The organism is Flavobacterium sp. KACC 22763 (genome assembly GCF_028736155.1).
Classification (GTDB): Bacteria; Bacteroidota; Bacteroidia; order Flavobacteriales; family Flavobacteriaceae; genus Flavobacterium.
Map to the genome: position 1 here is coordinate 2413395 of NZ_CP117879.1, position 24236 is coordinate 2437630.

Annotated in this window: 21 protein-coding genes, 1 tRNA gene and 1 pseudogene; 8 read left to right on the top strand and 15 right to left on the bottom strand. The window is 34.2% G+C overall.

The window, feature by feature from the left end:
• Positions 1–6: 6 nt before the first annotated feature.
• The 5 genes from PQ463_RS09770 to PQ463_RS09790 all read right to left on the bottom strand — a co-directional run bounded on the left by PQ463_RS09770 (position 7) and on the right by PQ463_RS09790 (position 7806).
• Positions 7–1251 carry a glycoside hydrolase family 99 protein gene (locus PQ463_RS09770; RefSeq protein WP_274257573.1) on the bottom strand — a complete coding sequence of 415 codons (1245 nt, stop codon included), beginning with the start codon at positions 1249–1251 and terminating at the stop codon, positions 7–9.
• 264 nt (positions 1252–1515) lie between these two features.
• Positions 1516–3027, bottom strand: a complete 1512-nt coding sequence (locus PQ463_RS09775) for a RagB/SusD family nutrient uptake outer membrane protein (protein ID WP_274257574.1) — start codon at positions 3025–3027, stop codon at positions 1516–1518.
• A gap of 28 nt (positions 3028–3055) precedes the next feature.
• Positions 3056–6073: a SusC/RagA family TonB-linked outer membrane protein gene (locus PQ463_RS09780; RefSeq protein WP_274257575.1), complete on the bottom strand. Its 3018-nt coding sequence runs from the start codon at positions 6071–6073 to the stop codon at positions 3056–3058.
• A 120-nt stretch (positions 6074–6193) separates the two neighbouring features.
• Entirely contained in the window at positions 6194–7276 is a 1083-nt protein-coding gene (locus PQ463_RS09785; RefSeq protein WP_274257576.1) for a hypothetical protein, read from the bottom strand.
• Positions 7277–7284: 8 nt separating this feature from the next.
• Entirely contained in the window at positions 7285–7806 is a 522-nt protein-coding gene (locus PQ463_RS09790; RefSeq protein WP_274257577.1) for a DUF5004 domain-containing protein, read from the bottom strand.
• Between the two features lie 483 nt (positions 7807–8289).
• Between PQ463_RS09790 and susR the strand changes: the two genes are divergently transcribed.
• Complete coding sequence (gene susR, locus PQ463_RS09795; RefSeq protein WP_274257578.1) at positions 8290–9888, top strand: SusR family glycan utilization regulator; 1599 nt, start codon at positions 8290–8292, stop codon at positions 9886–9888.
• A 176-nt stretch (positions 9889–10064) separates the two neighbouring features.
• On the opposite strand, the gene PQ463_RS09800 is transcribed toward susR, so the two are convergent.
• From PQ463_RS09800 to PQ463_RS09840, 9 genes are all read right to left on the bottom strand, one after another.
• Positions 10065–11288: a sterol desaturase family protein gene (locus PQ463_RS09800; RefSeq protein ID WP_274257579.1), complete on the bottom strand. Its 1224-nt coding sequence runs from the start codon at positions 11286–11288 to the stop codon at positions 10065–10067.
• Positions 11289–11606: 318 nt separating this feature from the next.
• On the bottom strand, positions 11607–12893 hold the full coding sequence (locus PQ463_RS09805; RefSeq protein WP_274257580.1) for a Glu/Leu/Phe/Val family dehydrogenase: 1287 nt from the start codon (positions 12891–12893) through the stop codon (positions 11607–11609).
• Positions 12894–13339: 446 nt separating this feature from the next.
• Positions 13340–14194 carry an EamA family transporter gene (locus PQ463_RS09810; RefSeq protein ID WP_274257581.1) on the bottom strand — a complete coding sequence of 285 codons (855 nt, stop codon included), beginning with the start codon at positions 14192–14194 and terminating at the stop codon, positions 13340–13342.
• 269 nt (positions 14195–14463) lie between these two features.
• On the bottom strand, positions 14464–15927 hold the full coding sequence (locus PQ463_RS09815) for a MoxR family ATPase (RefSeq protein ID WP_274257582.1): 1464 nt from the start codon (positions 15925–15927) through the stop codon (positions 14464–14466).
• A gap of 222 nt (positions 15928–16149) precedes the next feature.
• Positions 16150–17268: a vWA domain-containing protein gene (locus tag PQ463_RS09820; protein ID WP_111366997.1), complete on the bottom strand. Its 1119-nt coding sequence runs from the start codon at positions 17266–17268 to the stop codon at positions 16150–16152.
• A 106-nt stretch (positions 17269–17374) separates the two neighbouring features.
• Positions 17375–17773, bottom strand: a complete 399-nt coding sequence (locus PQ463_RS09825) for a YchJ family protein (protein WP_274257583.1) — start codon at positions 17771–17773, stop codon at positions 17375–17377.
• Positions 17745–17978, bottom strand: coding sequence for a hypothetical protein (locus PQ463_RS09830; protein WP_274257584.1), 234 nt, complete (start codon positions 17976–17978; stop codon positions 17745–17747). The genes PQ463_RS09825 and PQ463_RS09830 overlap by 29 nt, the downstream gene beginning before the upstream one ends.
• Positions 17979–18099: 121 nt before the next feature.
• Positions 18100–18240 (bottom strand): hypothetical protein, encoded by a 141-nt coding sequence (locus tag PQ463_RS09835; protein WP_167398337.1) that lies wholly within the window; start codon positions 18238–18240, stop codon positions 18100–18102.
• Positions 18240–18782, bottom strand: coding sequence for a hypothetical protein (locus PQ463_RS09840; RefSeq protein WP_274257585.1), 543 nt, complete (start codon positions 18780–18782; stop codon positions 18240–18242). The genes PQ463_RS09835 and PQ463_RS09840 overlap by 1 nt, the downstream gene beginning before the upstream one ends.
• Before the next feature lie 85 nt (positions 18783–18867).
• Between PQ463_RS09840 and PQ463_RS09845 the strand changes: the two genes are divergently transcribed.
• The 7 genes and pseudogenes from PQ463_RS09845 to PQ463_RS09875 all read left to right on the top strand — a co-directional run bounded on the left by PQ463_RS09845 (position 18868) and on the right by PQ463_RS09875 (position 23271).
• Positions 18868–19113, top strand: coding sequence for a hypothetical protein (locus tag PQ463_RS09845; protein ID WP_274257586.1), 246 nt, complete (start codon positions 18868–18870; stop codon positions 19111–19113).
• Between the two features lie 336 nt (positions 19114–19449).
• Positions 19450–19890, top strand: a complete 441-nt coding sequence (locus tag PQ463_RS09850) for a KTSC domain-containing protein (RefSeq protein ID WP_026730047.1) — start codon at positions 19450–19452, stop codon at positions 19888–19890.
• A 260-nt stretch (positions 19891–20150) separates the two neighbouring features.
• Complete coding sequence (locus PQ463_RS09855) at positions 20151–20912, top strand: DUF4369 domain-containing protein (RefSeq protein ID WP_111425513.1); 762 nt, start codon at positions 20151–20153, stop codon at positions 20910–20912.
• Positions 20913–20978: 66 nt separating this feature from the next.
• Positions 20979–21317 (top strand): annotated as a pseudogene (locus PQ463_RS09860) (TlpA family protein disulfide reductase); the annotation flags it as partial.
• A gap of 409 nt (positions 21318–21726) precedes the next feature.
• Positions 21727–21807: transfer RNA gene (locus tag PQ463_RS09865), tRNA-Tyr, on the top strand.
• Positions 21808–22108: 301 nt separating this feature from the next.
• Positions 22109–22414, top strand: coding sequence for a transposase (locus PQ463_RS09870; RefSeq protein ID WP_274257587.1), 306 nt, complete (start codon positions 22109–22111; stop codon positions 22412–22414).
• Positions 22411–23271: an IS3 family transposase gene (locus PQ463_RS09875; RefSeq protein WP_274257948.1), complete on the top strand. Its 861-nt coding sequence runs from the start codon at positions 22411–22413 to the stop codon at positions 23269–23271. Before PQ463_RS09870 ends, PQ463_RS09875 begins: the two co-directional genes overlap by 4 nt.
• A gap of 306 nt (positions 23272–23577) precedes the next feature.
• On the opposite strand, the gene PQ463_RS09880 is transcribed toward PQ463_RS09875, so the two are convergent.
• Positions 23578–24231 carry a hypothetical protein gene (locus PQ463_RS09880; protein WP_274257588.1) on the bottom strand — a complete coding sequence of 218 codons (654 nt, stop codon included), beginning with the start codon at positions 24229–24231 and terminating at the stop codon, positions 23578–23580.
• Positions 24232–24236 lie beyond the last annotated feature (5 nt).

Below are 24236 nucleotides of genomic sequence, written 5' to 3' on the forward strand. Positions count from 1 at the left end.
ACAGCTCTATTTTATTTCGCTTATTATTTGTTTTGCTTTTGCTGGCTGCATCGAAACAAAATAATTAAACGCTTGGTCAAGTTTTTTCTGGATCTCGACATTTCCTTTTTTCTGTACGCGTAAATCATACAATTTGCTGATATCTGGAAATACGCTTTCAGTATTTTTTACTCCAGCGAAAGCTTTTATTTTTTCGACAAAAGAATATCCAAATTCAACTGTTGGTTCAATCATAGTTCCCTCTCCGAAATCATTCCATGTAATCAGCTGCAGATAATTTACATTGGCGTTTTTTGCTAAAGTCAAAGTTTCATCAAGTGTCACTCCATTGTTATGTTCTATTGTCCATCCAATCGCTGCTCCACCTCCGCCTGCTGCATAAAAATCTTTAAAACCTGGATAAGCACTTCCCATTGCCACACCTAATTTTGGTTTGGTGTTGGTATAAAAATTAGTCAGATAAGTGTTGTCTTTGTATACCCAAGCATATTCTCCTGAGGCATTTTCTCCTGCCATTGAAGAATGATCCCAAAGTGTCAAGAAAGTAGGTTTTGCTGTCAAGGTATTAAAGACATTTGTCCATTCAGCTGGGGTCTTTAGAACAATTGGTCCAAAATTCATTAACAGCGGTTTGCCATTAATCTTGATATAATTAGCATCAGAAAAATAATTCTTTTCTACATAAGCCAAATCTGTTTTTGCTGCACCGGTTACCGAAATTGCTTTTCCTGCATTGACAACATTTGTCAAGAATCGATCTTCGTATACAATGGCATATTCTAAACCTACTTTATCCAGCATTTCAATAAGCTGATCTGTATTTTCTTTGATCATTCCGTAATCATTTACATCGTAAGTGCCGTACCAATCAATCAGAATTCCATCAATTCCTGAATATTTCATCAACAATAAATGATTTTCAATCACATTTTTATCGCCTGAGTGATAAGGGCCAATCAGTGGATAATAGTACGATGCAATTTCTCTTCGGCCGTTTGCTCCTACGTTGTTCGGATTTTTGTTTGCCATTGTCCAATGATATCCCCATTTTTTATCGGCACTGCTTTCGTTGGTTTCAAACCATGGCATGTAATGCATATAAATTTTGGTGCTGTTGGTTTTCTCAATCGCAACAGGGTCTGTTTTCTCTGGTTCTACTGGTTGGTCTGAGCCTTTGTCATCGCTGCTGCATCCAGCAACCATCACAATGCTCATCAAGCCAAAAACCAACGATGTGATATATCTTTTCATATTGATGTACTGTTTTGTTTAGACTTAATAATTTAAACACATAGAAACATAGCTTTTGAAACTTAGAAAAAGGCGTTTCACTTATATAAATACACATAGCTATGTGTGAGAAACTAGTTTCTTTCCTTCTCCTTTTTACACATAAAAATCTATGTTTCTATGTGTTAAATATATTTTAAGCACTGTAGATCTATTTAATGCAACTTTTAAAAACATGCCAGCCTTCCACGACTAACCAACATGGAAGACTGACATTCTAGTAACCTAATTTGGATACCCAGGATTTTGTTTTAGATTTTTATTAGTAGTTAAAACAGTACTCGGAATTGGGAAAATTGCTCTGTATTTTTCCGTTGTGCCTTTTGACCACCATGGCTCGAAGAATGTTCCAAAACGAATATTGTCTGTTCTTCTTCTTCCTTCAAATGTGAATTCTTTCAATAACTCTTGATCTATAAATTTAAGGTCAATTGTTGTTGGCAATTCTTCACCTGCACGAGACGCAACTTGCTGTACAAATGGTCTAGCTAAATCTGGCGAACCTAAACGAACGTAACATTCTGCCTGCATCATTAAGATTTCTGAGTAACGAATTAAAACAAAATCGTGATCACGTTCCCATTGTTCTCCTGCTTTCATTTCATATTTATGCAAACGAACACCTTCATTTTCTTTTGCATCTTCAAGACTTGTTAGGTTCTCTGTATAAGTAAGAGGATCTCCATTACCCATAATAATGACACTTCCTGTCGCAAGATTGATCTGATCGCCTTCTAGCATACATTTTTTTCTTTTGTCTGTATCTGCAAAAGAAGAATAAACTCCTGGCTGTGCGCACATTCCGTTTGCACTCCAAGGATAATTATTTGGGATTGCAGAAATAGCTAGATTTTGACTGTAATGGCAAGACATTGAATTCATGTAGTTTCCAACTGTTCCTGCTTTTGAATCGTAAGGAATCGCAAAGATAATTTCTGGCGAAGTCTGATTTTCTGTTACGAAATTCGAAAAGAAATCTGGTGTCAAGCTGTATCCTGTAACCTTTTGGCACATATTGATACAATCTTGCCAACGTGGCTGACCGATAAACGCTTCTGAATTAAGATACAATCTAGCCAAAATAGAATATGCAACATTTCTAGTCATTTTAGAATACACCACATTTGGATTTAAAAACGGAATAGCGTCTGTCAATTCTTTTTCAACAAAATCATACACTTGTTTTCTTGTTGAATTTGTCGGAAGATCTGTATCTTCAAAATTGGTTACAATTGGCACATTTCCGAATAGATCTAAAAGATTGTAATAGTAATAGGCTCTAAGCGCTTTTAATTCGGCAAAAATCGGTTCTTTCGATTTATCGCTAAGAGACGATTTATTGATTTGATAGATAATTGCGTTGATTTTAGCGATTCCGGTATAGTTGTAACGCCAAGCCGAAAGAATCATTCTATTATCTGATTTCCAAGTATGTTTTTGCGCATCTTGGTATTGCCCTCCATCGTACCAGTTTGTGCCTCTTGTCGGAATTGTAGCTTCGTCTGAAACTACTTCATTCAAAAAGAAAACATATTCGCAAGTTGGAAAATTATTAGAGATTGCATCGGAGAATCCTCTTAAAGAAGAATAAGCCCCACCTACCAGCGCATCAACTTCTTTGGTTGTATTTCCGAAATTTCCATCTTCTACCTGATCATACAGCTGCTCGTCCAAATCAGTACAAGATACTGTAAAAAGCATGCTTAAAAGTATTGCTGCTGTTATTTTGATTTTCATTGTTAATATTTTTTGGTTATCAATTCGCTTAGTTATTCAGCGTAAAATTTAATCCAACAGAAATAGTAGTTGGTCGAGGATAATTGTTGTATCTGTCAATTCCAGGAGCTGCCAAACCAGTTTGATCCATTACTCCAGTCTGACCGATTCCGTCCTGAGCATTTAAACCAATCTCTGGATCTACACCTTTGTAACCTGTAATTACAAATAAGTTTTCGCCCATTACATACATTCTAACTTTAGATTTTTTGTATTTCAATGGTAAAGTATAACCAAAAGTTAAGGTCTGAAGTCTGAAGAAAGAAGCATCTTCGATCCAGTAATCAGAATACTTTGGCGCAGAAGTAATACCGCTGCTTAAGAAAGCATCTGGCACATTATAAGCTGGCAATCTAGTTGGATCATTCAACATCATATTTGTAGCATTTAAAGCTTTTTGTCCAAACATTCCGTATCCTGAAAGTCCAAGATCAAAATTTCCGTATGTAAAATTCATTCCGATACCTAATGTCAAATCTGGCTGAATGTTTCCTAAATCTGTTTTGTCTGCATCAACCAAAGCGCTTTCATCTACTACTTGTCCTGCAGCATTGTAATACTGTATTTTTCCGTTAGGATCTAAACCTGCGTTTTTGAATCCCCAGAAAGTTCCAACAGGATATCCTTCGGCAATAATTTGAGAATATTGTCCAGACATACCTGCTAAGCCATGAAGCGATCCGCTGTAGATAACATCTGTTTTATAAGTTGGGTTAGAAAGTTTTTCAATTTTCTGAACGTTATGTCCAAGAGTTAAATTAGCATTCCAATTGAATTTATCTCCTCTTATAATGTCAGCATTCAAAGTTAACTCTACCCCTTTGTTTGACATTTCTCCAACGTTTGCCAACATTGTTCCCACTAAATATGGTGGTTGAGGCACTTCGTAAGTGTATAATAAATCTTTTGTTGTTTTAGAATACCATTCAAAAGATCCTGTAATTCTGTTGAAAAGACCAAAATCGAAACCAACGTTAATTTGTTCTGTAGACTCCCATTTCAAATCAGGATTTGGGTTTTGTTTTGGAGAATAAGCCAAACTCCAAGTTTTAGTAACTGGATCGTAGTAACTATCGTTTCCAACTCCTAAGATAGAAAGTGATTTGTACTCACCAATTCCATCTTGGTTTCCTGTGATCCCCCAACCTACTCTTAATTTTAAGTTGTCTAACCATCCTTTTGAAGATTCCATGAATTCTTCGTTAGAAACTCTCCAAGCAGCAGAAGCAGATGGAAAAGTTCCCCATTTATTATTTTCTCCAAAACGGCTAGATCCGTCACGTCTTACAGTTGCTGTCAATAAATACTTGCCATCGTAACCGTAGTTAGCACGAGCATAAAAAGAAACTAAATTTGATTTTCCTTTGTATGAATACACATCGCTTAAACGATAATTGTAACCAGCTCCTAAATTATTGTAGCTAAAAGCATCTGTTACAAATCCGCCTCTTTGTGCTCCAAAACCTTCATAGATATTTTCAAGATAAGAATAACCAGCCAAAGCGCTAATATTATGTTTATCAATAATTTTGCTATAATTTACATAAAGCTCTCCTTGTGCATTTGTGTATTCTGCATACGTTCTTTGTGCAAAACCGCCTTCAGTCTGTCCTTCCATAACAGCATAAGATGGTTTATAAGTTCCTCCTTTTACAGCATTATGCTCTAACGAAATATTTGCTGTTGCAGTAAAGTCATTTAAGAATTTAACATCAGTTTTAAAATAACCTAAAAGTCTGTGTCTTTCGTTGTCAAAAGTTCTGTTGGTTAAAATCTCAACTGGATTTTGGTAAAGGTTTCCTGTTACAACACTAAAATCTCCATTTGCATCGTAAACCGGAATTGTTGGGTTTAAGTTGTAAGCTCTTTCAAAAATTCTGTAATCGATTGGGTGCCATTTGTCAATGTTTGCAAATAATCCCATATCAAATTTCACTTCTTTGTTATCTCCAAGAAATTGGTAAGCACTAACATTTCCGCTTAATCTCTCTAAACCAGATTTTTTAATAACACCTTCATTGTTTAAGTAAGAAAGTGAAGTTCTAAAACCACTGTCTGCTTTTCCAGAATTGATGCTTAAAGTATGTGACTGAGAAATTGCTGTTTGCTCGATTGCTTTTTGCCAGTTTGTATTTGCGCCATAATCTACTGCATCAGCAATTCCGTTCTGACGAACATAACCTCTCCATTGATTTGCAGATAATAAATCTAAATTATCATTAACATATCCAACACTAGATAATCCGCTGTACACTACAGAAACTCCTTTTGTTCCAGATTTTGTTGTAATCATGATTACCCCGTTTGCTCCACGAGAACCATAAATTGCAGTTGCCGAAGCATCTTTAAGAACGTCAACCGATTTAATATCTGAAGGCTGAACTACGTTAATATCAACACCTGCAATACCATCCACAACAATTAACGGACTGTTGCTAGCTGTTAAAGAAGTTCCTCCACGAAGACGGATTGTAGAACCTGCCGCTGGATCTCCAGAAGGACGAATAATATTCAATCCTGCTACTTTTCCTTGTAAAACCTGTTCTGTAGAAGAAATCGTTCCTTTTACTAAATCATCTGCTCCAACTGTAGAAATTGCTCCAGTTAAATCTGATTTTTTCACTTTTCCGTAACCTACAGAAACTACCTGAACTTCAGCTAAAGTATATCCGTCATTTTGCAAACGCACCTCAAGATTAGAAGTACTTCCTGTAATTTGAACTTTTTGTGTTGTCGATCCGATAAACGAAACTTCAATTGCACCTCCTACGGCTACCTGAAGACTAAATTTACCATCAAAATCTGTTGTAGTTCCGTTTTTTGTTCCTACTTCAATGATAGCAGCTCCCGGCAATACCGTACCCGTATTGTCATAAACGGTTCCTGAGATCTGTTTTTTCGTCTGCGCGAAAGTGCTGGCAGAAAGAAAAAGCATAAAAATCATCAATACCGCTCCTTTAGCAGTCCACATTTGATGCAGGACGCTTTTTGTATTTTTACTATTCATATGAAACTATTTAATTGTTTTTTATCTGTCATATGTAATTCGCATATCAACTATTGGTTTTACGACCACCTTTTCGGTTATGCTCATTTCATTAGAATTGGTGTTTTAATTTAATAGTGATTATTTATCTAAAGTTTTAAGCGGAATCGTCGTATCCGAAATCGTTTTGTCTTTATTGTCTTTTACCAAAACATGGATTTCACTTAAACCTGTAACTCCGTTTAGCTCCGAAACTAAATTGACAAAACCTTTAATTTCTGCAGTTCCTCCAGTAAACTCACCAGAAATTGTTTTTGGTCCAGCTGTAATCGTGTAGATTAATTTGTTTACACCTGCTTCGTTATTTTTTCTTGACATTCCAAGAAAATCTTTTTGGCTGATTTGTGATGGAAAGAAAGCAAAACTTGGCGGCGGTGGCGGAACAAATTCTCCTGCGTAAATAACCTGATCGCCAGAATTTGCTGTCCAATTCTCTGCAACCATTAGAAAATTTATCTTTTCCATTACAAAATCATCTGGCGCATTGAAGTACTGTTTAGGAATAAAATCCATTTTATAAAAACCGTTACCTAAATCTTTCAATTTTGTTTTTTCTGCAATTTCTGGTTTTGCGGCTTCATACATTTGCTGAATAGCCCAATCATTCAAACCGCCATGCATATGTACACTTGGAGTACCAGCGAATGCAGGATTAAGATTTGCATTGAACACAATACTTACCGGTTTATCGATTAATGGTTTTGTTGGATATGATCTAAATAATTCACCTGAAGTATAAAAAGATGAAAAATCAGTATAAGGCACATTGGCAACATCACTTTGTTTAGATCCATTTTTGTTTTTTAAACGAAACCAGAATCCATCACTCTTAGCAATTTGATCTGGAGTTTTAGAAAAATAAACTGTCGGAGTTAAAGTAAAACTCCATATTCTGTTTCCTTCGTATTTCAGTTTTGCAAAGTCCGAAGAATTTTCCCAGTGTCCAGCATCTGGTTCAGATGGAGACCAGATCCAAATGTATAAATCTTCTGTTTCAGCAAATGTCGATGCCGACATATCAAAATACCAAGTAACTTGTTCATCATATTTGTAAATAACAGGAAATGATGATATTGGCCCCACAGCTCCAGCAGCTTCTTGTGCCTGAATAAAATTAGGAGCCATCAACAAGGCAAGTAAAATTGTATATATAAACTTTTTCATATTACTTTTTAATTAATAGCATTTAATTTAAACACATAAGACGTGAAAGCAACACCGCCAGAAGAATGCACCAATTGAATCTGCATTTCTTTGTTTTTACCTGGAACTGAAGCCAGTATCAATTCATCTGTTTTTTGCGTTCTTTGCGCATCGCTGTACAAGTAGATTTTTGTTCCAATACCGTTGGTCTGCTGAAAATCTGAACTTAATGCCCAATATCCTTTAGGAGCAAATAACGGAGGGACATCTCCAGTTACTTCATAACTTGTTGGATTGTTCTTTTCATCTACGTTAAATTTGATTTTAAAATCTTCGTAGTTAAAGTAAGTACTCAAGTTTTCTTCGTTCGGTTCGATATTATTTGCTTTCGCAACTTCATCAACCATTTTCAGATTTGTTAATCCCCAATTTCCGTTTACTTTTTCATAAAGGGTAATCGGTTCTACGTAGCTTCCGTCATCTGTGTTATCGCATCCGATTGCAAAAAAACACATCATAAAAGCTAGCCAATAAAGACTTTTACATTTCATAAATTTTTGGTTTTTGTTAGTTTGTTATCCCCTTCAAAAGGATACAGCGAAACTAGCCGTTAAATAAATCCTAAAAAAAAAATCTGAGAAAAATCAAGATGAAATTCAAACAATAAAAAACACAACGAACTAATTACCAATTACTTATAATTTTACATCTAAGTAAAAAATCAAGATGCTGTTGAGATAAAAACAGGCGATTTTTATATGGTAAAAATGACAATATGAAAAATAATGAGCATATTTTTTTCACTATGCATATATATAACTAGTTTTTATTGTATAATTGCAAATAAATTACCTGTTTTTAACATTTACAGCTTATTTTCACTCCGAAAATCCCCTTTAAAGGCTATGTTATTAAACATTTTACAAGATTCTTGAAAAACAGGTTTAGCTTAATCTCAAACTTATTCTTAATTTTAAAACGAATTAACTAACTATATCTATCAACCAACCTTTTCCCTAAACCAAAACAAAATCATGCAAAGAATATTGATGCTGCTTTTCTTCTTGGGCGGTTTTTCTCTTACTGCGAAAGAGACAAATCCTTATTTGGAAGAATTAGATCAGGTACTCTTAAAGAAAGAGATTTACCTGAAACAGAAATATCGAAAAATTGAAGCTTTAAAGAAAAATGTATCGAAGTTTACCCTTAGTCAGAATAATGAAGAACTGTACAACTGTTATATGTCTTTGTTTGATGAATACAAATCTTTTAAATACGACTCGGCTTATTATTATTTGGAACAATCCAAAATCAAGGCAAAAATTTTAAAAGATCCGAAGTATTTATCTAAAAGCCGAATCAAAGAAGGTTTTGTGCTTCTATCTTCTGGACTTTTTAAAGAAGCGATTGATACTTTAAATGTTATTGATGATACCAAACTGGATCTCAAAAACAAATTTGAGTATTACAACATCAAAGCCCGTGCTTATTATGATTTAGCCGATTACAACCGTGATCAGCGTTTTAATATTCATTATGTACAGCAGGGAAATCATTTCTTAAAGAAAGCTTTAGAATTAATCGGAACCAATACCAATGAGTATTGGGCAGCAGAAAGTTTAAAGCGCCTGAAACAGCAAGACTGGCGAGGTGCCGAATTTGCTTTCAGCTACTGGATAAACAACTATAATCTGCCTCCGGATTACTACGGAATTGCTACATCAAGTCTCGGCTATATTTATTCTGAAAGAGGTTATACCAAAAAAGCCATTCAGTATCTGGCTCTTGCTGCCATTGCAGATGTTAAAAATGCGACGAAAGAAACTGTTGCACTTCGAAATTTAGCCAATGAACTTTTTAAAATGGGCTATTTGGATAAAGCAAACGAATACATCAATATCGCAATGGATGATGCTACTTTTTATAATGCCAGACACCGAAAAATTGAGATTTCATCGATTTTGCCCATTATTGAAAAAGCACAGCTTAATAATGTAAAAGATAAGAATGATAAACTCGAGAAGATTATTATTCTCTTGACGATCTTAACGGTTATTATTTTTGTTTTTCTTGGCATCATTTTCAAACAATTAAAAGAGAAAAATAAAGCGAGAAAAATCATGGCCGATTCTTATTTGCAATTGCAGGAAATGAATGTGAGCTTAAGTGAAGCTAATGCCATTAAAGAAGAATATATTACCTATTTTATCAAAGCAACTTCGGCTTTCATTAATAAAATAGACCATATTCAGAAAAGTACGTTGCATAAAATCATTACCAAAAAAACCGATGAAGTTATTGCGAGTTTAAAACGCTATAATGTAAAAGAAGAACGTGAAAATCTGTTTCATCAGTTTGACGAAATCTTCTTGAAATTGTTCCCAACATTCGTAACCGATTTCAATAAATTGTTTCCAAACGATCATAAATGCATTGTCAAAAAAGGTGAACTTTTAAATACCGAATTGCGAATTTTTGCCTTGTACAGATTAGGAATTCAAGACAGCAGCCAAATGGCAGAATTTCTGGAACTTTCTGTAGCTACAATCTATACATACAAAACCAGAATTAAAAGCAAATCTGATTTTAAAGATACTTTTGAACAGAAGATTATGGAGATAAAGACAATTTAAGTTGCTAAGGTTCTGAGATGCTAAGATTCTAAGTTTTTTTTTAGCCACGACTCGAGCGATAGCGACTGGCGAAGCAATTCACGAATTTTTGTTTAAAATGATACGTGAAATTTATGCGTAATAATTACACGAATAGATAATAAAAAAATAATTCGAGAATTCGTGGCAGAAAAAAATTATTCAGCAGACTCCAACTGCAAAATGGTACTCTGATAAATCTTGCTCAATGAAAACAGTTGCTCAGCAAAAATCATAACAGCAATTGGAACGAAGAAAAATGCAATTAAATCTTCTTCATATAGAAAATATGTTGAAATCATGGCTAAACGGGTATATTCGAGATAATAAATCCATTTTCGCTGTTCTAGCAAAGCACCACAGTTTATTAAAGTTATAATAACTAGCGAAAGCACAAATATTTTATCGTAGCTTTCTAAATAATCAAAATAATAGGTAAAAATGGTTAAAATAAACGTACAAAACCCTAATTGAATATAAAGGTAATTCTTAAACCGAAGTCGTTGGTTTGGAGCTGTTTTATCTTGCAGAAAACGTTTTTCGAGAATTGGGCGAATATCTTGATCCATATCGGCTGGACTTCCGAAGATAGCATTCCATCTGGCTTTGAATCCACTGGAGCGTTTCCATAATTCGTAAATTTCGAAGTAATAATGAAAATGTTGCCATAAGAAACTGTAGCTTTTCAAAGGATGGGTCAAACCGTATTTTGGTTTTTCTTCTTCGGTTTGGAAAGTCCCGAAAAGGCGATCCCAAAAAGTAAACATATCGCCGTAATTTTTATCGAGATATTTTTCGTCAGAAGCATGATGCACTCCATGAACAGAAGGTGTTACAAAAACATATTCCAACCATTTTATCTTTCCGATAAGCTGTGTATGTGTAAAGAAAGAATAAGCGCCATGAACAATAAGCATTGTAATGACCATACTTGGATGAAAACCAATTAAAGGCAAAACACACCAAAATCCTGTTCTAATAATAGCTTGAAAGGTCGTAATTCTAGCCGCAGCCGTAAAATTAAACTCTTCGCTATGATGATGCACAATATGCGCAGCCCAGAAAAAATTGACTTCGTGTCCTAATCGATGATACCAATACCAGACAAAATCGGTTGCAAGAATCAGTGCAAACCAAACTAAGGCATTACTCGGAATCTCAAATATTCTATAATCGTCATAAATCAAATAATACAGCTGATAAAAACTGGCCGCAACAAATAGGTTAATCAAGCGCTCTGCAATTCCGATCGAGATATTAGAAACGGAACTTTCGTAATTAAAAATTTCAGGCTTTTTTCTGCGTTGAGCAAGCTTATATTCTAAAAACAAAAAAAGAAAAAAGGCTGGCATAGCAAATGCTAGAAAATTGATGTTTTTCATTTAATATGATACTTTTCGATTCTAAAAATTATGTATTAAGTAATTTAATTATAACACATAGAAACATAGATTTTTATTGTTTCTGTCCTACTTGAGATTACAAAAAAAGCAAGCTTTAACACATAGCTATGTGTATTAAAATTAGTGAAACGTCTTTTTCCAGACTTGCAATCCCGATAGCCATCGGGAATGTTTCTATGTGTTTAAAATTTTCTTCTCTTTTAATAAATCAAACGAAAAAGACATTTCCATCAATTACGTTTTTAGCAGACAAAAAACGCAATCAACGAAAATGATCTTTTACGAAGTAAACCTGATTTAATTCTGCTTAAACAAAGGAGCTTCCAGCGCCACTTCTTTAACCGATTGTGTTTCGGCTACTTTTTTCAAAGCAATAATATAAGCAGCAATGCGAGGCGTTACGTTGTGTTTTACTGCCACTCTAAAAACAGTTTCAAAACCTTTCTCTAAAATATCCTCCAGACGCTTATTAATCTGGCTGATTCTCCAAGACTCCAAAAGCGAATTCTGAAGCCATTCGAAATAAGAAACGGTAACACCGCCTGCATTGGCCAAAATATCAGGAACAACTAATATGTTTTTATCATGCAAAATCTGATCTGCATCTGAAGCAACTGGCCCATTGGCGCCTTCAATAATAATTCTGGCTTGAATATCTCCAGCATTTTTCTGCGTAATAACATCTTCTTTTGCAGCCGGAATCAAAACATCAACATCTAAAAGCAATAAATCTTCATGTTTTATCGCAACCGAATTCGGATAACCTTTTATAGTTTTATTATTCAAATTGTAATACAAAATAAGTTCTGGAATATTAATCCCGTTCGGATTGTAAAATGCTTCCGAAACATCGCTTACCGCTACAATTTTTACTCCTTTTTCATGCAGAAATAAGGCAGAATGCAATCCAACATTTCCAAATCCCTGGATCGCTGCAGTAGCTCTTGCAGGTCTGATTTTTAATTTTTCAAGTGCCAAAAGCGTAATAATGCTTACTCCTCTTCCAGTAGCTTCTACTCTGCCTAGAGATCCTCCAGAATGCAAGTGTTTTCCTGTAACAACCGCATGAATTGGTCTTCCGTGCAGTATTGAAAACTCATCCATTAGCCATCCCATTTCGTCTGGACCCGTCCCCATATCTGGTGCTGGGACATCTTTTTCTGGTCCGAAAATATCAGACAAAGCTTTGGTATAAGCTCTCGTAATTTTTTCTAATTCAGTTTTAGAATGATTTCTCGGATCGCAAATAATGCCGCCTTTTGCTCCACCAAAAGGAATTCCAGTTACAGCAGATTTCCAGGTCATCCAGGCGGCAAGTGCTTTTACTTCATCCAAATTTACAGCCGTATCATAGCGAATTCCTCCTTTTGAAGGCCCTAAAGCCGTGTTGTGAATTACGCGATATCCTTCAAAGTTTTGAACGTTTCCATTATCTAAAGTAATAGAAAAATTCACTGTAATTTGTTTTTCTGGGCGCTGTAGTTTTTGTTTAATTGAATCATCTAAATTCAAAATATCTGCAGCGATATTAAAGCGATCAATCATCGATTGAAACGGATTATGTTTTATAATTTCTGAGCTCATACTATATAGTTTTAGGTTTGGGTTATTTTTTATGTTTATCAATCTTCTCTCTGAAGATCATGTCTATTTTATGCTGTCCATTAGCTGCAACACGGAATCTTTATTAGGCAGCGGCGCATCAAAATTTTCATATTTCTGTTGGTTCTCATATCGTGATTTTTTAACGATTCAAAAAAAAGCCTTTCATGGTGCAATGAAAGGCTAAAAAAAAATAACTAACAAGTACTTTCTCTATTAACGCCATTTCAAAACGTGATTCATCATACAGCACATCGCAAAGCTGCATGGAAAAGACGTTCTTATATTTTGACTATAGTTTTTCATTGTTGAGACAAAGCTACAAAAATATATTTATAAATTCTATAGAATTAGTAGAGTTAATTTTAAATATTTTCTGTTCGCTTACAAAAACAACTGTAAACTAAAGGGTTATGAACTAAAAAAAATTACTGTAATTGCGATAAAAATATGAAAACAACTGCTATAAGAGCCAAAAACAAACCTAAAATATTGATTTTGGAAAGCTTTTCTTTGAAGAAAAAAGCACCAATAAGAGTTCCTAAAATAATTACGCCCATATTCATTCCCGCAAAAACAGTTGATGGATTCTCTGCAAATGCTTTATGAGCTTTTAAATAGAACAATATATTTCCGAAGTTAAAAACGCCGACCAATATTCCGAAAGGAATGCTTTTTAAAACAAAATTTTCTTTTCCTATAAAGAACTTGTAAATCACTATTAGAATAGAAACAGCAAAAGCAATTAGAAAGACAAAAAACAAAGATGTTGTATAAGGAACGACAGTATATAAAGCTATTTTCTTAAAAAGAATATCTATAATTCCAAATCCAAGTAAAACTGTTGCTGGATAAATCCATTTGTTTTCTGCGTTGTCTGACGGCTTTTTTAAGATGAATAAAAGTGCCGCAAAACCAACTAAAACTCCAATAACTTTATAAGTATTAAATCCTTCATTAAATAACACCCAAGCCGCCAAAATCGGAATAAACAATGATAATCTTTGTGCAGCATCTGTCTTTGCAATTCCCATATACTTTATAGAAAGTGCTAAAAACAGAAATAATATTGGAAGTAAAATTCCAACAGAAGTGTAGATTTCTAATGGCGCATTATTGTCTAATGCATTTAGATCTGGCGCAAAAGTAAAGTAACAAAGCGTAATCGCAGCAATGTAATTAAACGAAATAATCTGTGATGGATTAGCATTATATTTTCTAGATATTTTGAAAATAACACCCACAATTACACTGCAAAGAATACTTAATATAAGGAATAACATAAATTTATTTTTGGATTGTAAAAGTAAACTATTCAAAACAAAAAGGTCCAACCGGTTTTGAAAAACCGATTAGACCAGATTAAGTTTTAATACAAATTCAATAAAATTTAATTTAAACACATAGAAACATAGATTTTAATGCTTCTGTTTAAGATTACAAAAAAAGCTAGCTTTAACACATAGCTATGTGAATTTAAATTAGTGAAACGCCTTTTTCTCAGTTTGCAAAAACTATGTTTCTATGTGTTAAAAAATCTTAATATCATTTTTTAGAATTTACTGATATAGCTTCCGTAAATATCTCTAAACTGATTTCCTTTTGCAAAACGGTCTTTACTCAACTTTCTGTATTCTACCAATCCCCAAAGAATGAATTCTTTCATAAAATACACATCTTCTTTTGCCAATTGCGGCTGATATTTTTTCAATAAATCATCTAAAGGCGCTACTTCATCCAAAATACTTTTATATTCTTTATCTGAAGCATCATCTAATAATTCGAAACCGCTTTCCGCGAAAAACCATTCTACAATATCAGAATATGGCGTCTTTTCGTCTGGTTTTTCCAGCTTTTCTATTTTAGGAAAATATTCAGGGAATAATGTTCGAATCGCAGACCCAATCAGGCTTTCAGCTACAACATCGGCTCCCTCCTGCTCTCCTTCATAAACCAATTCTACTTTTCCTGTAATTGCTGGAATGATTCCCACAAAGTCTGATAAACGTAATGTAGTTTTATCAACTCCAGAAATTAAAGCTCGGCGTTCTGCTGTACTAATTAAATTTTCAAACGCCGTAATACTCATTCTCGCGCTCACACCACTTTTATTATCGATGTATTCGCTTTCACGAGCTTCAAAACTAATTTGTTCTAAAATATCTCTCGCTAAACTCGGAACATACACAACATCGGTCTGATTTTGATCTAATTTAGATTCCTGCTCTGTAATCGTTCTGGCAATTTCAATGCTTTCTGGATAATGCGTTAAAATTTGAGAACCAATTCTATCTTTTAAAGGTGTTACAATACTTCCTCTGTTGGTATAATCTTCTGGATTTGCAGTGAAAACAAATTGCATATCTAAAGGCATTCTCAATTTGAAACCTCTAATCTGAATATCACCTTCCTGCAATATATTGAATAACGCTACTTGAATTCTGGCTTGCAAATCTGGCAATTCATTAATAACAAAAATACAGCGATTCGCTCTCGGAATCATTCCGAAGTGTATTACACGATCGTCTGCATAAGACAGCTTTAAATTTGCAGCTTTAATTGGGTCAACATCACCAATTAAATCGGCAACCGTTACATCTGGAGTTGCCAATTTTTCGAAGAAACGTTCACTTCTGTGCAACCACGAAATTGGTGTTTCATCTCCTTTTTCAGAAATTAAATCCTTCGCAAAACGAGAAATCGGATTTAACGGATCGTCATTAATCTCTGAACCTTCCACAAACGGAATATATTCGTCTAATAATTCGACCATTTTGCGTGCCAAACGTGTTTTTGCCTGTCCGCGAAGTCCAAGCAAATTAATATTATGACGAGATAGAATTGCGCGTTCCAATTCTGGAATTACAGTATTCTCAAATCCATGAACGCCTTCAAAAACAGGTTTTCCCGATTTGATTTTTTCACGAAGATTATTTCGCAACTCATCTTTAATGCTTGTACTTTTATATCCAGCGGCTTTTAATTGACCTAATGTCTTTATAGTATTTATTTCCATTGTGTTGAAATATAGTTTTTGTTATTTATTTTTAATGACAAATATTGTGTCATTACTGTGTGTAGACGCACTGCAGTGCGTCTCTACGATATACAGAACTTTTATATTATATTGCTTACGAAACCTTTGAACCTAATTAGACGCACTGCGGTGCGTCTCTACAATATACGCAAGGTATATTCAGATGCAAAGAAACCTTAGTATCTTAGAACCTTAGCAACTCTACTTAATCCTCTTCTTCCTATTCGCTTCGTAATCTTCAAAAATCATTTCACCCAAACCTTTAATTCCGGTATAAAATGCTTTTCCTTGATTGGCTTCTGTAAACTGATTCACAAAACGCTGTAAATATGGATCTCTGGCAATCATAAAAGTCGTAATCGGAATGTGTAATTTTCTTGCCTGCTGCGCTTGTGTGTAGCATTTATCGACAATATATTCATCTAAACCGTTACTATTCATATAATAAGAACCATCACGTTCGCGAACGCAACTTGGCTTTCCATCCGTAATCATAAAAATCTGCTTGTTGGTATTTCGCTTTCTGCGCAAAATATCCATCGCCAATTGCAAACCAGCAACCGTATTGGTATGATACGGACCAACTTGCAAATACGGTAAATCTTTAATCGGAATTGTCCAGGCATCATTACCAAAAACCAATATATCTAACGTATCTTTTGGGTATCTTGTTGTGATTAACTCAGCTAATGCCATGGCAACTTTTTTTGCAGGCGTAATTCGGTCTTCGCCATACAAAATCATACTGTGACTAATATCGATCATTAAAACCGTGCTCATTTGTGCTTTGTACTGAGCATCTTCTACGATCAAATCGTTTTCAGTTAGCATAAAACTTTCGACACCATTATTAACCTGAGCATTTCGAAGACTTTCAGTTAACGAAATTCTTTCTAGACTGTCACCAAAATTATATTCACGGAATTCTCCTGTGTGCTCATCGCCACTTCCAGCGTATTTTGTTTTATGATTTCCGTTTCCAGATTTTTTCAAGTTTCCAAAAATCTGGTCTAAAGCCTGCTGCCTGATCGCTCTTTCTGTTTTTGCTGTAATGCCAAAACCAGAACTTCCATCGCCTTTTACTTCATCTTTTATGTATCCTTTTTTCTTAAGGTCCTCGATAAAATCGTCAATAGTATAATTTTCGTCGGTAAGTTTGTATTCTTTGTCCAGTTCCCGAAGCCAGTTGATGGCTTCATCAAAATCACCCGAAGTATGAGTGATCAACTCTTTAAAAATCGTAAAAAGTTTGTCAAACGGAGACTGAAAAGGAGCTTCGTAAGTCTTAAAATAAAAGCCTTTTTTAAATTCGTTTTTCATAAATCTAAAATTACATCTTTTTGGAATTATGAAAAACGAATCGTTTATTAATTTTTAGTTAAAATATTTAACCAAAAATCTCAACTAACAGTGTTAGATATAATAATTATTCAAACTTTCCGTCCAAATAATACCAAGCGCCATTTTCGAATTTAAAAGTAGAAAATTCATAATGCACTTGTGGTTTATTGTCTGAATCTAAAAAGTAAGCTTTGAATTCTACTGTGTTTTCTGTAAAACTTAATATCTCAAGTTTTTGCCATTTATTAGAAACTGCCCATCTCAATATTTCAGGTTTAGAATAATATTTTCTTTCTGAAACATAAGTCGTTTCCATTAAATAATCGGCGTTATGCGTGGCATATGCCGAGTATCTTGATCGCATTAAAGCTAATGCCGAAGGGGCTTTTTGATTACCACTTAAATACAATTCACAGCAATTTCCAAAAGGCAATCCTGAGTCGCAGAAACATTTTTTACTCTCCATCAACTGGTTCTTCTCCATTAATTTTAACGTGAAGCTGATTTAGCAAAACCTGGTAACGAGTAATTTCTCGCACTTCTTCATCTTCTTCAGCAAAATCAATCATTTCGTCTAATGTTTCGCTTACTTCCAATAATTTGTTGTTTGCTTCTCTATCTTTTTTCGCAGCAATCAAATCGATGATTTCCTGTACGTTTGCTTTTAGTGTTTCGAATTTTGAATTCATATGGTTTTGTGTTTTATTTTTTGCCACGAATTACACCAATTTTCACTAATTTTTAATTTGCATTGAACACAGATTTTAAATAAAATTCGTGCTAATTCGTGAAATTCGTGGCAACTTATATTTACTCTTTACTTTCGTTGAATTTCTTTACGATTTCCTTTAATTTTTCTTTTCTTGCAATTTCGGCTTGTTTGGCTTTTGCCTGCGCTTTGTGCAATTTGTCGTTGTGCTTTTTGATGTTCTTTTCGTTATTACGTCCCATTACACCTCTCTTTTAATTTGTTCTAACGTTTTTTCAGTAAAAATCAATTCGTTGATAATTTGTTTTCGCAAATCATCAATATCGTCATAGTCAAAATGTTTTGCCCAATTGGTCAGCTGCTGTAGGTTTCTAATCTGTTTCAACCGTTTTGTGGTTTCAGAACTCGTTCTTAAAACTGCTTTTCCGTCATATTCAGGATTATTTTTGTGCTCGTAATTGGCAAGGTTGTTTTCAAAATCGGCTTTAATATAATAGAGCTTTTCTTCGGCATTATCAGGATAAAATTCTGTCCATTTTGCAAAACCAATTTTAGTTTTTGATTCCGTTTCTGGATTTCGGGCAATTAAACGCCATTTGCTATTGGCCAATCTTCCCCAATGATTCGAAACGCGGTACATTCCTTCTTCGGTATAGTAATACGAACTTCCTGCTTTGCTTTCAAATTGTTTTTTCAATCCTTGAATTGAATCTGGAAGTACTTCATTAAAAGCACAAAATGTATTTTTAAAAGAATTAGGATGTGGCTTAAAATTTTTCTGCATGCTGCAAATATACTCAGATTACGACGAACTCCCTAAAACAAACCTAAATTGCTTACCTTTGCTCTTTAATTCAAAACATAAAATCATGTCTAAAGATACAGAACAAAAAATGCCGCAAAAAGGAGTTTTTACCGGTATAATCGAAAAAGATGAAAACAACAACTATTTTTGTGGCGAATATCTTTTAGACTACAAAATGGTTCAGGCTAAATTTGAGGTTGGAGATTGGATTACCATAAAGTCTGTTATTGAAAATCCAAGCGACATGAGCTACGATAAATATCCTAAAAAATCAAGGAACTTCGATAAAGCGAATCATAAGCCGGAATAGTTTTTTTTTGTTTCAGGTTTCAAGTTTTTTGTTTTTTGTTGGAATAGTTAAGTTTTACCGCAAAGAACCCAAAGAGGTACGCAAAGTTCGCAAAGTTTTATTTATACAAAGCTTTGCGAACTTTGGTTTTATATATAATCTTAAATAAATTTCTTAGCGTTCTTTGCGTAACTCTTAGCGCACTTTGCGGTTAAATAAACTTACAGTTAACTTTTCTCAATATTTTTTGCTTCAAAACTGAAAAGTTAAAAAAAAGTGTACCTTTGCAAAAAATTTGTCGATTTGAACTAAAACAAAACGATTTCAAACTAATAGACAAGTAGTTACCTTTTATTTATGAAAAAAATAGTTGAATACCGCAAGTTACTAAACGTAGAAAAAACTGCAGAGTTAAAAGATTTAAAGACAATTTATCGTAATGCGATGAAAGAATCTCATCCTGATAAATTTGTGGGAAATGAAGCTGGTTTAAAAGAAGCAGAAGAAAAAAGCAAAACGATTATCGAAGCTTACCACTTTTTAGTAAGTATTCACCCTGATACTATCAAACTTAATTTACCTGAGTATACAGAAACAATTACAACTTGTTCTATTACAGATTTTAAATTTGTTGAAGGACGTTTAATTATTGACTTTTCTAACGGAAGTGTTTACGAATACATCAGTGTTCCTAAAGCAACTTACGTGAAAATGGTAAATGCTGATTCTCCTGCAAGATTTGCAAAAAGACATATTTTAAATGCTTTTACTTGGAGAAAGAAAACAAACCAAGAATAGTTTTTAGACTACAATATTACAGAAAGCACTCTTTTTACAGAGTGCTTTTTCTATACATTATTATTATAAAAATCCTATCTTCACATTAGAAACAAAAATCAAATAAGAGTTTTAAATCAAATAAAAGCAACAAACCCCTTGATTTTAGGACGATTAGAACAAAAAAAACTATAACAAAATTTTAGGTTACAAAATTCTATATGTTTTATAATTTTAGATACTTTTGTTGCACAAATCAATTAACTAATTAATTTTTTATAATGAAAAAAATACTTTTTGTACTTACAGCTTCTGCAGCTATCATTTCTTGCAGTAAAGTTAAAGATGGAGAATACCTTATTACTGGTACTGCTACAGGGATTGAAAATGGAAAAACGATTATCTTACAAGGTCAGGATCCTGCTACAAGAATGCCAGTTTCTCTTGATACAGTAAAAGTTGAAAACGGAAAATTTGAAATAAAAGGAAAAGTTACTGAACCAGCTTTCCACACATTAATATTACAAGGTGCTAATGGACCTATTCCATTTATCTTAGAAACTGGAGAAATTAAAGTTGCTATTGATAAAGATAGTATCCATAAGTCTAAAATCTCTGGAACTTACAACAATGATGAGTACGTAACTTTCATGGAAGATATGAACAAAACTCAAAAAAGCTTAATTGATTTCCAGAAAAAGAACAACGATAAAATGAAACAAGCTCAACAAGCTCAAGATACAGCAACTATCAATGGCTTGATGAAACAATACATGGAAATTCAAAAAGAAGTTCAAGAAGGAAGCAAAAAGAAATATTTAGCTTACGCTGAAAATCACCCAAAATCTTTCATAACAGCTTTAATTATTCAAAGTTTATTGAATGACCCAACAGCTGATATGAAAAAATTAGAAGGTCTTTACAATGGTTTAGATGAGTCTTTAAAAAATACTGCTCCAGGTAAAGAAATCAAAACTAGATTTGGTCAAGCAAAAATGCCATCAGTTGGTGCAACAGCTCCAGCGGTAGGCAGCGCTAAATGAAGAGCAGATTTTTCGGCTCCTAATCCAGAGGGAAAAGTAGTTTCGCTTAAAGAAAGTTTAGGAAAAGTAACTATTGTAGATTTCTGGGCTTCATGGTGCGGACCATGCCGACAAGAAAATCCTCATGTTGTGGCTTTATACAAAGAGTTTCACTCAAAAGGATTGAATATTGTTGGAGTATCTTTAGATAAAGATGCGGCAAAATGGAAAGAAGCTATAGCAAAAGACGGTTTAACTTGGACTCAAGTTTCTAACCTAAAATTTTGGGACGAGCCAATTGCAAAACAATATAACGTTGAATCTATTCCTGCAACTTTTATCCTTGACGCATCAGGAAAAGTGGTAGCACAAGATTTAAGAGGTGATGAACTGAAAGCAAAAATCAAAGAATTGCTAGCTAAATAATATACCTTGAAATAATTAAAAAAATCTCCCTAGCGGAGATTTTTTTGTTTTACGGTATATCATAAACTTAAAAATAGAAATTCATCAAAAAAGAAATAAAAGTTCAGCTTATCAAATAGTTTCTTTTTTCTTCAATATTTTGCGTAAAGCATCAACAAACGCAATGGCTGAAGAGTTTATGAAAGATTAAGCCCAAAGAAAAGTTTTTTATTTACCGTAATCCTAATCCTACTTTAAGAAATAAAGTAAAAAAAAGAATGTTTCATCTAATTTTATTTTATTCAATTCCAATGAATTAAAAAATAACTTTAAAACAACTTAAAATTAAGTTATTTTTTTATTTGGAAATGTAGAAAGAGTTCCTATCTTTGCCACCGCTTAGAACAACTAAGCATAACGCTAGAGAGTCGGGGAGATACTCAAGCGGCCAACGAGGGCAGACTGTAAATCTGCTGTGAAAACTTCGCAGGTTCGAATCCTGCTCTCCCCACGGAAAGGCCGAAAAGGCGGAAAACTCAAAGTTTTCAATCTTTTCAAAAAGCCTTAAAAAATGTCTGAAGACCTGCAAATTCAACGATTTGCAGGTTTTTTTCGTTTAAGGCCTATTTTCAATATTTATAAAACCTCACAAAATTAAAGGTGCAGAATCGGTGCACTTTCCAGTGTGGAGTTGCTACCTTTTTTGCGACTAAAAGCTTAGGCGGTGTATATCGGAAATAGTAAAAAAGAAGGATATAGTACTTAGAATTTCTTGTTGAAAGCTAACTTTATGAATGCTAAATTTCACAGGCATGAAAACTACAAGAAGAACCTTTACTTTGGGCTTCAAGATTCTGGCCGCCACCATGAGCATCCACTGCGGAAGGGTCTGTGACGTGGCAAGAGAGCTCAATATCAGCGCAAGCACACTGCAGCACTGGAAAAAGCTCTATCAGGAAGGCGGATTTACTACAAAAAAGACCCCAGCTGAAATAACCCATAAAAACGAGCTCTTGAAGCTACGGAAACAGATCAAAGAGCTGGAAATAGAAAGGGACATCCTAAAAAAGGCTCAAAATATCTTCTCCAGGAGCGGCGGGCGAAATATGAATTCATAAAGGAAAACTCGAAAATATTTCCCGTTGAGAAGATGTGCCGGATTTTTCAGATCCACAAAAGCAGTTTTTTCCGATGGCGAAAAAGAACACCAACCGCAAGGTCAGAACGAAAAGCCCACATCATAACCGAGATTATAAAAATCTACCACTGGAGCCAGTGCCGATACGGAAGCCCAAGAATTGCCAAAGAATTAGATACTATCGGGATAAAAGTCTCGAGAAAATTTGTCGGGCAGGTTATGAAGGAAAACCATCTAAGAAGCATTGCAAAGTCGAAATACAAAAAGACCACTAGCCCATCCCGCATTAATAATGCCGTCGAAAACAGATTGGAACAGATTTTTAAAGCAGGCAGAATAAATGAAATCTGGGTTTCAGATATGACCTACATCGAAACAGCAGAAGGCTGGCTGTATCTAACTGTTGTGATAGACCTTTTTGACCGCAAAGTGATCGGCTGGTCCATCAGTGAAACAATGAGAGCGAAAAATACCAGCATCGCTTCTTTAGCAAAAGCTCTTTTAAATCGTCCCCTTCAGCATGATCAGGAATTGCTGTTTCACTCTGATCGGGGGATACAATATACATGCAGTGAGTTTACTGCTTTATTATCAGATACCGGACAGATAACCCAGAGCATGAGCCGTAAGGGAAACTGTTATGATAACGCAATTGCAGAAAGCTTCTTCAAGACATTAAAGGTAGAACTGGTATACCAGAATAAATATAAGACAAAAGAGAAAGCTGAAAAATCCATAGCTGATTATATAGAAAACTTTTACAACACCTGCAGAAGACATTCTGCACTAGGAAACTTAACTATTAAAGAGTTTCAGAATCAGCAGTCAATTAAATAATGGTTTTTCTTATAATGCAAGCATTAATACGGGTGCAGAATCGATGCTTTTAGATTTAACAAGAACATATATTACTGTATTAAAACAATTTGAATGCTCGAGTTCGAAACATTACTACATCAAAAATGCTATAAAATAAAGAAATCCAAGACTTTTCAAATTGCATATATAAACTATGACCTTCCATGCTATTAATTTTGAATGACAATCTAAACCAACTACACATGCAAATATTATAAATCAATAAAGCCTGATAAATTCAGGCTTTACAGTATTAATCTATTTTAAAAATACTTTAATGCACACTCAATTAAAAATAACAGCGTGATCTTTTTCTATTGCCGAATTTGATGCATTTTTTGCAGTAGAAGTAAATGTTTTTCCCTCAGATTTTTTCACGTCTCCAAAATATTGCATAATGAAACTTACATCATTTTGAGTTGAAGCAATTTCGCCGTCTTTATAAACGGTAGCCGTACCTTTTCCCGTAAAACTCACTTTATACTTGGCTCCATTTTCGATAACTTTAAAAGTGCCACCTGTTGGACGAATGCTAACTCCGTTTGTAACCGACAAAGCTCCTTTTGCTGTATTGACATTTGTGCCCAATAAAGATTGCCCCCATTTTGTAAAAGTAAAAGCTGTAGCTTCAGAAAAACTCCCATAACTATAATCTCCTTTTGCCAGATTATTTTGAAGAGAAGAAAACAGCTCGAAGTAAACCACTGCCCCATCTTCTGTTGCAGAAATAGACTTAGATCGCAACGAGAAATCAATATTGTAAGCATTTCCGCGAATGCCATAATTCTCCAAATAGCCTTGCGATAATTCGACCGTCTGGCTGCCAATTTTTAAAAATCCTTTGTTTACACTAGTATCTTGATCGCTGTCACTATCACTTGAACAAGAAGATAATAAGGTAATAAAAACCAACACTAATAATTTTATATTATTATTCATATCTA